The following is an 11666-nucleotide window of genomic DNA, read 5'->3' as shown; positions in this document are numbered from 1 at the left end:
ACCACGCTCTCCGGTGAAATGGAAAGATGTTTACACATCAGACGCCCTTCGGGAAGACGCTAGGTTAGGGACATGCTGCGGGCTGCGACTGACGACGATGTCGACACGATCCGGCGGCTGCGGAACCAGCGGGCGAATCGGGACGTGAGTATCACGTCGCACGAGATCTCCGCGGACGAGCACGCTGCGTGGTGGGCGAAGACTTCGGTGGACCCGTCGCGGCGGGTGCTGATCTACACGCGGAGTGACGTCACCGCGGGCGTGGTGAACTTCTTCGACCTGGACGGTACGGCGGGGTCGTGGGGGTTCTTCCTCGACGCGGACGGGCTGGCCGAGCGGGGCGAGACGCTGCCGGCCTGGATCGAGGTGATGCGGGAGGCGACGGCGTACGCGTTCGACGAGCTCGGCCTCGACGTCCTCACCGGCGAGGTGCTCGAGCACAACGCGGTCGTGCGGCAGATGAACCGCCGGTTCCGGTTCGTCGAGGGGACGCCGGAGGTCCGGTACGCCGACGGCCGCGAGGTCACCGTGATTCCGATCAGCCTGCGCAAGCAGGACCGTCGAACTCCGAGGAGATGACATGAGCGGCACCATCGAGATCGGCGGCGTACCCGTCGGGCCGGACCACCAGCCGTTCGTGATCGCGGAGATGTCCGGGAACCACAACGGCGACCTCGAGCGGGCGCTGGAGATAGTCCGTAACGTGGCGGACTCCGGCGCGCAGGCGCTGAAGCTGCAGACGTACACCGCGGACACGATGACGCTCGACGTCGACCTGCCCGCGTTCCGGCTACCGGTCGAGCACGAGCTGTGGAGCGAGGCGCGGCTGTACGACCTGTACGCCGAGGCGCACACGCCGTGGGAGTGGCACGAACCGATCTTCGCGCTGGCGTCGTCGCTCGGGCTGGTCGCGTTCTCGTCCGCGTTCGACCAGACCGCGATCGACTTCCTGGAGAAGCTGAACGTGCCGGCGTACAAGGTTGCATCGAACGAGATCGGCGACCTCCCGCTGGTCCGCGGGATGGCGGAGACCGGCAAGCCGATCATCATCTCGACCGGGTCCGCGACGCTGACCGACATCGACGCGGCCGTCCGGGCCGCGCGGTCGACGGGGAACGAGCAGATCATCGTGCTGTCGTGTACGGCGAGCTACCCGGCGCCGCCCGAGCAGTCGAACCTCCGCGCGATCCCGGTGCTCCGCGACGCCCTCGGCGTACAGGTCGGTCTCTCCGACCACACGACGGGGATCGGGGCCGCGGTGGCCGCAGTCGCCCTCGGAGCAACCGTCATCGAAAAGCACGTGACACTGAAGCGCGCCGACGGCGGAGTCGACAGCGCCTTCTCCCTGGAGCCCTGGGAGCTCGAGTCCCTGGTCGAAAACACCCGGATCGCCCAACTGGCCCTGGGCCAGCCCGTCATCGGCCCGAAGCAGGCAGAACAGAACGTGCTCCGCTTCCGCCGCTCCCTCTTCGTCACCCGCGACGTCGAGCCGGGCGACCCCATCACCGGGGAAAACGTCCGCTCGATCCGCCCCGCCGGCGGCCTGCCCCCAGACGCCTATACCCAGGTCGAAGGCCGCCCCTTCCGAGTACCAGCCAAAGCCGGTACGCCGCTCACCTGGGACCTGCTCTAGCTCTTCAGCTCCGCGCGCAGGCGGTCCCGGGTTTGTTCGGCGAAGGCCATGAAATGGCGCTCTGGGGAGTTGTAGTCGTTCAGGCGGATGAGGACCACATAGTTTGCCGTGCGGTAGTGGAGCGTGCGCTCGGTGAAGGGTTTGCCGTGGAACGGGTACGTGCGGACGATGTACCGGGAGCGGACGCCGTAACCGGGGAGCGGACGCTCCACCACCGAGGCCTGGGGTTTGCCGTCGATCTGGATGTGGGCGCAGGCGAGCGGGGTGGGTAGGCGCTGGTCGAGGAGTCGGTCGCCCAGTGGGCCGGCCAGTTCGACGATGGTGACGCTGACCGCCGAGTCGAAGTCGCCGACTTCTGGGTGGAGGTAGCCGAGCACCGCGGCCTGGGGAGTGTTCGGGGTGACGAAGTCGCCTGGTACGCCGGGTACGCCGCTGTACCGGATGACGTCCCGGCAGGCTTCCGGTGACACCTGGTGGCCGGCAAGTGGGTCCTCCCGCCGCTTCCAGTTCGTCGGCGGCGGGTAGGGCCGGGAGGTGTCCCGCAGCCGGTGGACGTCGTAGTTCGACGGCAGCGCCGTTTGGAAGTCGGCGAGCTGGTACCGGAACGCCTTGGGCGACGGCGTGACCGTCGTCCGCGGGACGGTGTACGTCGAGCTTGGCGTGGGTGAGGCGGTCGCGGACGGGGTGGTTGCGGATGGGGTGGCTGCGGACGGGGTGGGTGACGGGTCGGCCCGTGGAGTGGTGCAGCCTGCCAGGAGGAGGATAAAGGTTGCTGTGGTGAGGGTTTTGATCATCGGAGGGACGCCTTCAGCTTGTCTCGGACTGCTTGAGCGAAGGTGAGGAAAGGGGCTTCGGGGTTGGTGTGGGCGTCCAGGCGGATGAGGCCTACGTAGGTGTTGGTGCGGTACTGGATGGTGCGTTCGGTCCACTGGGCGCCCTCCAGTGGGTAGGTGCGGACGATGTACCGGGCTCGGACGCCGAAGTTGGGGAGGGGGCGTTCGGTGACGGAGGCCTGGAGTTTGCCGTCCACCTGGATGTGGGCGCACTCGGGTGGGGGTGGCAAGCGCTGGTCGAGGAGGCGGTCGCCCAGGGCCGGAGACAACTCGACGACCACCGCGTTCACGAACGGGCGGGAGTTCGCCGTGGTTGCCGGGAGCGGTGTGAAGGCCCTGGCGGACGGGGTGGTGGGGGCGATGAAGTCGCCGGGGATGCCGGGGACGCCCTGGGTTCGGATGACGTCGCGGCAGAGCTCGGGTGAGACCTGGGGGTGGGCGGCCAGTGGGTCGCGCCGGACCGTTTCGTTCGGGGCTCCGGGGTAGAGGTAGAGCGACTTCTGCAGCTTGTGGCCGGCGAAGCTGTTCGGGAGGGCGATCTCCAGGTCCGTGGCCAGGTACCTGAAGGCCGCCGGCGTCGGCGTGTCCGTTGCCCTCGGCACCGGCGAGAGGCGGGTCGCCGACGGCGAGACGGAGACCGGCGGCGAGGTGGGCGCCGGCGTCTGCGGGGGTGCCGTACAGCCCGTCGCCAGCAGCGCGAGTGATGCGGCAGCCACGGACCACCGGAGCATGGGAGCCCCTCCCCCCTGAGAACATGGTGTGTGTCTGACGCATGGTACGCAGGAGAGGTTCGGGAGATTGACCGAGTACTTGTTGTTTCCGGGGCGGCACCATGTGTTGACGCGGTTCCAGGGGGAGTTCCTGCGGCGGTTCGCGGACCGGACGGTGGTGTGGGCGGTGACGTCGGCCAACCACTCGACCACCAAGCGGAACCCGGTGCGGTTCGATCGGCGGGAGGCAGCGATCGAGCGGTTCAGTGTCGCTGAGGGGATTCGGTCGTTGGTGGTGGGCGTGGTGGACACCCCGCCGACCGACGAGTTCGCCGAGGTCACCGTGAAGGCGATCGAGGCCGGGACCGATGATCTCGTCCAGTTGACGCCGGCGAACACCACGGTCGCCTGCTCCACCCCGGAAGTCAGCAAGTTGTACGAGCAGTTGGGGTTCACGGTGATCGGGGTCGAGCCGGAAGGTACTGCGCGCCCCTGGGACGTGCTGCTGATGATTGCTGCCGGCAACAAGCAGTGGCGGGAGCTGGCGCATCCGGCGACAGTGGACGTGTTCGAGCGGTACGCCCTCGACGCCCACGTCCAACGGTGTGTGAACGATCCGGTCGTGGGTGACGACGGCGGCCTGACCACGACCCGAGACTACAAGACGTACGCCGACGCGTTCGAAACGGCCGCCGACCGGAAATGGCAGCAGATCAAGGACTTCGTCCGGCCGGGACGAATTCTCGACATCGGATGTGCGACCGGTGCGACGCTGCAGCTGATCGACGCGGACCCGCGGTTCCACGAGTCGGACCTGATCGGCGTCGAGGTCGCCCGGCACCTGTATGCGGAATGCGTGCACAAGAAGGAGCAAGGCCTCTTCACCAATCCCAACGTCTATTTCTACCAGCGCAACATGCTCGGCTCGGCTGTCTTCCCGGCGCGCTCGATCGACACCACTCTGACGCTCGCACTGACCCATGAGATCTGGTCCTACGCCAGCGGCGACCGGCAACAGACCGTCCAGCGCTTCGCCGGTGCACTCTTCGCGCACACCGCGCCCAACGGAGTCTGGATCAACTCCGACGTCTGCGGACCCGACGAGCCCGATCGCCCCGTCGTACTGCGGCTCGACGACAGCGACGGCGCGAACCCGGACACCACCACCGAGCTCGAGTCCCTCGACAACCCAGCGGCGTACGTCGAGAAGCTCTCCACACGCGCGCGCTTCTTCCAGTTCGCGCACGACTTCCGCCGGAATGCCAGAGTGCCCTTCAATTACCGCGAGGATGGCGGCAAGCTCACGCTCCGGCTCGCGGATGCGATGGATTTCCTCACCCGCAAGGACTACGTCGACAACTGGTTGAGCGAGACCCACGAGCAGTTCTGCGGTCTCGACTTCCGTGGATGGACGGCAGTTGCGGAGAAGGCCAGCTTTACGATCGACCCGGCGTCACATGCCTGGCGCAACGATTGGGTGGTCGACAATCGAATCGCACCCGTTGCCTCCATCACCACACCTGCCGGCGACCTGGTCGACTGGCCAGTCACCCACCAGTTGTTAGTTGCCCGTCGCTAACACATGCAGGGTCCCGGCGAGCGGCTGGACGGTCAGCGTGCGGCGACCGCGGCGGACTGCCAGTGGCAGCCGGCTGGACAGGAAAGGCTCGCACTGGACCGCGTGCGAGGTCCCGTCCGGCATGGTCGCGAACAGGATCCACTCGGCCGGCCCCAGGTCGGCGATGTCGACCACGGCCGCCCAGCCGTCGTCCGACACGGTACGACGGCACTCGACATCCACGTGATCGTCGGAGTCCTCCAGGTACCGCCGCCAGGCGAACGACGCGTCGCCCCAGTCCGGCCCGCGCACGACCAACATTTTGCCCGCAGCAACAGCCGACACGGCGGTCTGCCGGATCGGCGACTCGTGCAGGTTCACGTACCCGCCGGTCGACCGGGTCAGCATCACCGCCCGCCCGCCCTCGGCGTGCGACACCAGCCGATCCCCCGCGGTCCACAGGAGCACCTGCTCGCGCCCGTCGGACCCGCGGACCCGGAACGCCCGCGTCGTCCGCTGCGTGAACGGATCGTCCGGGTTGATCTCCTCGAGGATCGGCTGCACCGGCAGCCACGCGGTGAAGTCGCGCCCGGAGACCTCCAGCGGGATCTGCTCCTCACCACCCGACAACGGCCGGGTCACGAACAACGACGGCTCGTCGAACGCCGACCGCCCGTGCAACACCAATGCGTCCGGCGTCTGCTCGACCGCCGTCAACCGGCACGGATCCGACAACCGCCGTACGGCGAAGCACCCGTCCTTGCCGGGTCCCGGCTGGATCCAGTTCGTCCCGTCGATCCACGAACCCGGCGACCAGCCCGGGCTCCCGGCCCGCTGGCCGCGCAGTACGTCCTGGCGCCGGATCCCGCCGACCCGCATCCGTACATCGAAGTGCGACGGGCCGGCCGTGCATTTCGCGAGCAGCTCACGGTCGAGCCGTACTTCGAAGCCGACCAGGTTCTCCTGACCGCGCAGGTCGATCGCAGGATGCCGGCGTACCCGCAACGGGTAGCGCCGGCCGGCGATCACGAGCGCGATCCTGAGGTGCGAGGGTCGCGTCTGCAGGTGCCGGATCTCGGCGGTGCCGCGGATGGAGAGTTCGCCGTCGATCCAGGTCACGTCGCGGACGCTCGTCGCGAGGGTGAAGTCGGCGCTCGTGAGCTGCAGCTTGTCCTGCGCGGCGTCCGGATCGAGCGCCAGGTCGTGCAACAACGAGACGTCGCCCGTGCGGAGGGCGTCGTACCGCAGCTGATCGATGCGTGGGGCGTCGAGAACAGGTGGATCGAGACGGCCCAGGAGCTCAGCCGTGAGGTCCACCAGGTGCTGCTCCTCCTCCGGCGGGACCGTGCCGAAGGCGGAGAACATCGCGGGCAGGTCGATCTGCCGGAAATGGGCGTGCACCCGTTCGCGGAGTTCGGGGAGGACGTTGTCGAGCTGGTCCAGCACCAACCCGGCCGAGACGACCCGGTCGCGGAGGTTCGCGAGCTGGAACTTCTGCTGGGTGATCGAGTCGCCGGACTCGCGTTCGCGCCAGAAGTACACCGGCGCCGCGATCGTGTCCACGGTGACGGCGTCGAGGTGCGCCTTGAGCGTGACCGGGTAGTCCTCGTAGCGGATCGCCGGGAAGCGGTAGCCGAAGTCGTCCCAGAACGACCGCCGGTACACCTTGTTCCACACCATCCGGTCGAGCACGAGCTCCGGTGTCTCGGAGATGTGCGTGGCGAACCGGTCCTCCGTGAAGGCCTGTTTGTGCAACCACGACGGCCGTACGCCGTAGCTGTTGTTGAACCGTCGCGCGTTGCCCGCGGCGAAATCCGAGCCGGTGCGGTCGAGGGCGCGGACGAGCAGACCGAAGCCGTGCCGGGTGACCAGGTCGTCGCTGTCGACGAAGGTCAGGTACTCGCCGACCGCGTGGTCCACCCCGGTGTTGCGTGCCGGGCCGAGGCCGGCGTTGTCCTGGCTGACGATCCGGAACCTCGGGTCGTGGTCGCAGAACTCCTTCGCGATCACCGCGCTGTCGTCCGGGGAGCCGTCGTCGACCAGGATCGCCTCGAAGTCGGACCAGGTCTGCCGGGCGATCGAGTCCAGGCAGTCCCCCAGGTACGCGCCGACGTTGTAGAACGGCACCACCACACTCAGGCGCGGGGTGGTCATCGCTTGCGGATCCGCCTGGCCAGCTTGCGGGCGACCGTCTTCGGCTTGCGGACCTGCGCGGCGTGGAAGATCACCCGGGAGACGGCGTACGTACGCGATCCGCGGATCCGGTCGTGGTCGACGGTCAGCCGTTGCAGCTGGGTGCGGAGCTCGCGAATGCGGTTCTCGCGGGTCTTCATGGCCTTGTTCCGGAATCCGAGAGTGCGTTCCAGGCCGTAGACGTGGCCCTTCAGCTCGAAGAGTTCGCGCTTGGCTTCCTCGGCGGCGGCGAGGGTGCTGCGGACGTCGACGCTCGCGTCGTGCGTTTCCAGTACGGCGGCCAGCGCGCCGGCCAGCTGCTTGCCGTAGGCAACTTGCTCGCCGGCGGCGGACTCGGCGCCGGGACCGGTCGCCTGGATCTGCTCAGGCGGCTCGACACCGGACATGCCGAGCCAGGCGGAGATCAGGTCGTCGCCCACCAGCCATGGCGGCCAGGGGTGGCGACGATGCTGACCGATCAGCCGGTCGTGGAAGCGTGACCAGGCAGCCGTCAGCAGGTCTTCTTTCGCGACTGGTACGTCGGTCACCCACGCCGAGACGCCACGCGCGAACGAGGTCCCGTCGAGGATGAGGTCGTCCCAGCTCAACACCACGTTCGATGCAGTCACCCACTCACCGAGGTCCGCCGCCAGCTTGCGGAAGGCGGGAACGTCCTCCGCGGCAGCAAGCCGGAAGAGCACCGTCTCGACCGAGACTCCCCCGGGAACCTCCGCCGGAACGACCGTCGGGTCGAACCGCAGCAAACCTCCTGCCGATGCCGACCGCTCGGCGGAGTCAGCCGAGCCCCCGGCGTCCGATCGGTTGGTGGTGGACCAGCCGGTGGGGGTTTGGTTGGCGGTGAGGACTGCTGGGCCGGTTTGCGCGTAGATGGCGTGCTGAACCTGGGTGCCGCAGACGGCCAGCCAGCCGGTGGGGATGGAGCCGAGGAGAGCGGCGCGGGACGCTGTCTCGACACCTTCGGCCGCTGGGGAGAGGAGTGGAGTGTCGACAGCCTCCAGGGCGCTCACCGCCAGGCGGGTCGGTAGCTCACCGGGCCGGGCGCGTTCCGCTACGTCAGCATGGATGAAGGTGCGGGAGCCGAAGTCGGCGTACACCTCCGCGGGCCACGGGAGGGCCGCCTTGAGTTGGTCGATGGACACCGGGCGGGTGGGGTCGTCGTGCAGCGGACGCCACTCGTCGTCACCGTGACGCTCGTCGGCCGGACGGCTGTCGAGCAGGTTAAGCAGCGAGAACTCATTCTCGAGACCCAGTACGACGACCGCGTCCGGAGCTGCCAGCGACGTCAACGCGGCAAGACGATCGCTCCACGAGAGGTCCGCGCTGTCATAGCCGAGGACCCGATCGAGCCCGTCCGCCGCAACGATCACTTCGTAGGGGTTCGACTGCAGGCCATCGAGGGCGCCGGTGACGACGTGGAGGTTGGGACCGAAGTCGTTGGCGAACTGCTCGGCATCGGTGACCGATCTCAGCAGGATGGTGACGTCGGCGGAGTGGGCCAGGACCGACTCGACCAGCTGGGGTGAGTGCGGGCCCAGGATGAGGGTTCGGCGGTTGGCGGGGAGGGTGTCGGCGAGGATGGCCGCCAGGGCCGGGTGTGGGGTGGTTGCGTCTGTCCACGGTTGCATCTCGCCGCGGACCACCTGGACCTCAGACACGCTCTCTCCAATCGAACAAACTGCGTAGTTCCGCGGGCGGCACCATCCACGGCTTGCCGAGCTCGAGGTCCGCGGTCGCGCGGGCCGCCTCGAGGTCGATGGACTTGCCGAGGAGCTCCGGCCACAGCCGCTCGATCCGGCCTTGGCCGCCGAAGAGGGGGTTTTCGCCGTCCATCTCCATCGGGTCGCCGTAGACGGCAGGCTCACAGCCGGCGGCGATGCCGTAGAAGATTGCCGTCGACAACCGGTTCGCGGCCACCCGCTTGTGCTTGCGCAGCTCGGCCAGCTGCTTGAACAGGAACCGCCGGTCGGTCCCCTCGTAGGAGAACCCGCGCTTCCCGAACGACACCACCCGGAACCCGGCCTCTTCGTAGAACCCGCGCACCTCAGGCCGCTCGTACTCCGTGTAGTACAGGCTGAACGTCACCGGCCCCGGCTCGGTCTCCCGGATCTCGTCGATCAACCGCCGGTGGTCACCGTGGATCTTGCCGCCCTCCCACCCGTGGAAGAGGAACCACAGCGTGCCCTCACGCTCCTCCTCCTCAACCAAGGGCTCCAGGTCCAGCAGGTAGAGGAAGGGCGCACCGATGCTGTGGTAGTTCCGTCGGCCCAGCGCGTGCCCGCGCCGCCGCGGCGCGTCGCTCCAGGTGAAGCGCCACGCACCGTCGTAGAACTCGTGCACCGGGTTCCAGCCGCAGCCGATGTTCCAGCCGTGCTGGAGGTACCCCCGCAACCGCGGCGGGTGGTCGAAGTCGAACCCGGCGTACCGCGACAGGATGTGCGCTTGGCCGTAGTAGTGGTTGTGATGATGCATCAGCGCACCTCCACGTGCAGAGTGCCGGCGTGCGGGCGGACAGCGAGCGCATGCGCCTCGCGGGAGATCGTCAACGGCAGTCGGCTGCACAGGAACGGTTCGCACTGGACGGCGTGCGCCGTACCGTCCGGGCGGGTGGCGAACAGGATCCAGTCGGCCAGCGCCGCCAGCGGATCCACCGAGGCCTTCACGACGGTCGCCGGGATCAGCAGGTCGACGTCGGCGGCCGCGGACCAGCCGTCAGCTGTCTCGGTACGGCGGCACGGTACGTCGAGGTGGTCGTCGGACTCGGCCAGGTACCGCCGCCAGCCGAAGGTGACGTCACCACCTTGCGACCCGCGCACGACCAACATGTTGCCCTCAGCAACGACAGACACCGCCGTCGTCCGAACCGGCGCCTCGTGCAGGTTCACGTACCCACCGGTCGACCGCGTCAGCGTCACCACCCGGCCGTCCTCGACCCGCGACACTGCTGCGTCACCGGCAGTCCACAACAGCACCCGCTGCTGCCCCTCGGCGTCGCGCACGCGGAACACCCGCGTTGTCCGCTGGCCGAACGGATCATCCGGCTGCGTCTGCCCGAGCACGTCCCGGACCATGATCCGCGCAGTGAAGTCGCGACCGGACACCTCCAGTGGGATCTCTTCCTCGCCGCCGACCACCGGCCGGGTCACGAACAGCGCAGGCTCGTCGAAGGAGGCGGTGCCATGGAGCACCAACGCGTCGTCGGTCTGTTCGACCGAGGTCAGCCGGCACGGGTCGGTCAGCCGCCGCAACGAGAACCACCCACGCGTCCCCGGACCCGGCTGGATCCAGTTGGTCGCGTCGATCCACGCACCAGGCGGCCACCCCGGGCTCCCCGGACCCTGCCCGCCGAGCATCGCACGGCGCACCCGCCGCCCCGACTTCATCTGCACCTCGAAGTGCGCCGGCGCACCGGTACACAGCATCAGCAACGAGGGATCGAGCCGGACCTCGAACCCGACCAGCGTCTGGTCTCCGTGCAGGTCGAGCGCGGGGTAGCGCCGTACCTCCAGCGGGTACGACGCCTCGCCCACGCACAGCGCGATCTGCACCGACGACGACCGATCGGTCGCCAGGTGCCGGATCTCAGCGGTCCCCTTGATCGACAACGAGCCGTCGACCCAGGCCACCTCGCGCACCGAGGTCGAGAGCGCCAGGTCCTTGTCCACCACGCGGTACAGCTCCCGCGGTACGACGGTCTCGCCCAGGCCGGGGTAGTTGTACTCCAGCTGCCGCCGCCGTGACACGACACGCGCGCCACCCCGCAGACCACCGGAGTTCCGGAAGATCGCCAGCCGCCGCAGCAACTCGACGTCGCCGGCCCGCAGCGCCGCGTGCTGAATCCGGTCGTACCGATGAGTCGCAGCCAGTACATCGTCGTCGAGCCGGTCGAGCAGCTCGCGCGACAGGTCGACCAGGTGCTGCTCCTCCTCGGGCGGCACCGTCCCGAACGCGGACATCAGCGTCAGCAGGTCGATCTGCGCGAGATGCGCGTGCGTCCGCCGGCGGACGACCGGTACGGCGTCCTCGACCAGGTCCATCACCATCCCGGCCGAGACCACCCGGTCGCGGATGTTGCCGAGCTGGAACTTCTGCTGGGTGATCGACTCTCCGGACTCGCGCTCGCGCCAGTAGTAGACCGCCTGGGTGATCGTGTCGACGGTCACCGCGTCCAGGTGCGCGTTGAGCGCGACCGGGTAGTCCTCGTAGCGGATCGCCGGGAAGGTGTAGCCGTACTCGGTCCAGAACGACCGCCGGTAGACCTTGTTCCAGAGCATCCGGTCGAGGACCAGGTCGGGGAACTCGGTCACGTGCGTCGCGTGCCGGACCCGGGCGAACGGCTGCCGGTGCAGCCACGACGGCCGCACCCCGAAGCTGTTGTTGAACCGCCGCGCGTTCCCGCCGGCGAGGTCCGAGCCGGTCCGGTCCAGCGTCCGGACGAGCGCGGCGAACCCGTACCGCGAGACGAGGTCGTCGCCGTCGACGAAGGCGAGGTACTCACCGACCGACTCGGCGATCCCGCGATTGCGCGCCGGTCCGGGACCGGCGTTCTCCTGCTGGACCAGCCGGAAGCGGGAGTCGCGGGCGCAGAACTCCTTCGCGACCACCGCGCTGTCGTCCGGGGAGCCGTCGTCGACCAGGATCGCCTCGAAATCGGTCCAGGCCTGTCCGGCGATCGACTCCAAGCACGCGCCGAGGTACTCGCCCACGCCGTAGAAAGGCACCACCACGCTCAACCGCGGCAC

The 11666-nt window shown here is 68.6% G+C and carries 9 protein-coding genes; 3 read left to right on the top strand and 6 right to left on the bottom strand.

All coding sequences use genetic code 11. The annotated features are described in order from the left end of the window. Positions 1-72: 72 nt before the first annotated feature. Together AB0E69_RS14110 and pseI are read left to right on the top strand one after the other, a co-directional pair. Positions 73-579: a GNAT family N-acetyltransferase gene (locus tag AB0E69_RS14110; RefSeq protein WP_360144164.1), complete on the top strand. Its 507-nt coding sequence runs from the start codon at positions 73-75 to the stop codon at positions 577-579. A gap of 1 nt (position 580) precedes the next feature. Beyond that, positions 581-1633 carry a pseudaminic acid synthase gene (gene pseI / locus AB0E69_RS14105; protein WP_360144161.1) on the top strand — a complete coding sequence of 351 codons (1053 nt, stop codon included), beginning with the start codon at positions 581-583 and terminating at the stop codon, positions 1631-1633. Here pseI and AB0E69_RS14100 read toward each other — a convergent pair. Together AB0E69_RS14100 and AB0E69_RS14095 are read right to left on the bottom strand one after the other, a co-directional pair. Further along, positions 1630-2427: a hypothetical protein gene (locus AB0E69_RS14100; protein ID WP_360144158.1), complete on the bottom strand. Its 798-nt coding sequence runs from the start codon at positions 2425-2427 to the stop codon at positions 1630-1632. The genes pseI and AB0E69_RS14100 overlap by 4 nt on opposite strands. Next, entirely contained in the window at positions 2424-3197 is a 774-nt protein-coding gene (locus AB0E69_RS14095; protein ID WP_360144155.1) for a hypothetical protein, read from the bottom strand. The genes AB0E69_RS14100 and AB0E69_RS14095 overlap by 4 nt, the downstream gene beginning before the upstream one ends. Before the next feature lie 67 nt (positions 3198-3264). On the opposite strand from AB0E69_RS14095, the gene AB0E69_RS14090 reads away from it, so the two are divergent. Further along, positions 3265-4755: a class I SAM-dependent methyltransferase gene (locus AB0E69_RS14090; RefSeq protein WP_360144152.1), complete on the top strand. Its 1491-nt coding sequence runs from the start codon at positions 3265-3267 to the stop codon at positions 4753-4755. Here the strand turns inward: AB0E69_RS14090 and AB0E69_RS14085 are convergent. Genes AB0E69_RS14085 through AB0E69_RS14070 form a run of 4 tightly spaced genes read right to left on the bottom strand, consistent with a single transcriptional unit; the run spans position 4738 to position 11651 of the window. Next, a complete protein-coding gene (locus AB0E69_RS14085; protein ID WP_360144149.1) occupies positions 4738-6888 on the bottom strand; it encodes a glycosyltransferase in 2151 nt (716 codons plus the stop codon). The genes AB0E69_RS14090 and AB0E69_RS14085 overlap by 18 nt on opposite strands. Beyond that, complete coding sequence (locus tag AB0E69_RS14080) at positions 6885-8582, bottom strand: hypothetical protein (RefSeq protein WP_360144146.1); 1698 nt, start codon at positions 8580-8582, stop codon at positions 6885-6887. The genes AB0E69_RS14085 and AB0E69_RS14080 overlap by 4 nt, the downstream gene beginning before the upstream one ends. Further along, positions 8575-9396: a hypothetical protein gene (locus AB0E69_RS14075; RefSeq protein ID WP_360144143.1), complete on the bottom strand. Its 822-nt coding sequence runs from the start codon at positions 9394-9396 to the stop codon at positions 8575-8577. The genes AB0E69_RS14080 and AB0E69_RS14075 overlap by 8 nt, the downstream gene beginning before the upstream one ends. Further along, a complete protein-coding gene (locus AB0E69_RS14070; protein WP_360145922.1) occupies positions 9396-11651 on the bottom strand; it encodes a glycosyltransferase in 2256 nt (751 codons plus the stop codon). Before AB0E69_RS14070 ends, AB0E69_RS14075 begins: the two co-directional genes overlap by 1 nt. Positions 11652-11666 lie beyond the last annotated feature (15 nt).

Origin of the sequence: Kribbella sp. NPDC026611 (assembly GCF_040638345.1) — a bacterium.
In the GTDB taxonomy this organism is placed as follows: domain Bacteria; phylum Actinomycetota; class Actinomycetes; order Propionibacteriales; family Kribbellaceae; genus Kribbella.
This window is presented reverse-complemented; position numbering and strand designations above follow the sequence as displayed.

What these genes read in the sequence shown, in the direction of transcription:
- AB0E69_RS14110 (WP_360144164.1), top strand. Translation starts at nt 73, where the DNA reads ATGCTGCGGGCTGCGACTGACGACGATGTCGACACGATCCGGCGGCTG.
- pseI (WP_360144161.1), top strand. Translation starts at nt 581, where the DNA reads ATGAGCGGCACCATCGAGATCGGCGGCGTACCCGTCGGGCCGGACCAC.
- AB0E69_RS14100 (WP_360144158.1), bottom strand. Translation starts at nt 2,427, where the DNA reads ATGATCAAAACCCTCACCACAGCAACCTTTATCCTCCTCCTGGCAGGC.
- AB0E69_RS14095 (WP_360144155.1), bottom strand. Translation starts at nt 3,197, where the DNA reads ATGCTCCGGTGGTCCGTGGCTGCCGCATCACTCGCGCTGCTGGCGACG.
- AB0E69_RS14085 (WP_360144149.1), bottom strand. Translation starts at nt 6,888, where the DNA reads ATGACCACCCCGCGCCTGAGTGTGGTGGTGCCGTTCTACAACGTCGGC.
- AB0E69_RS14075 (WP_360144143.1), bottom strand. Translation starts at nt 9,396, where the DNA reads ATGCATCATCACAACCACTACTACGGCCAAGCGCACATCCTGTCGCGG.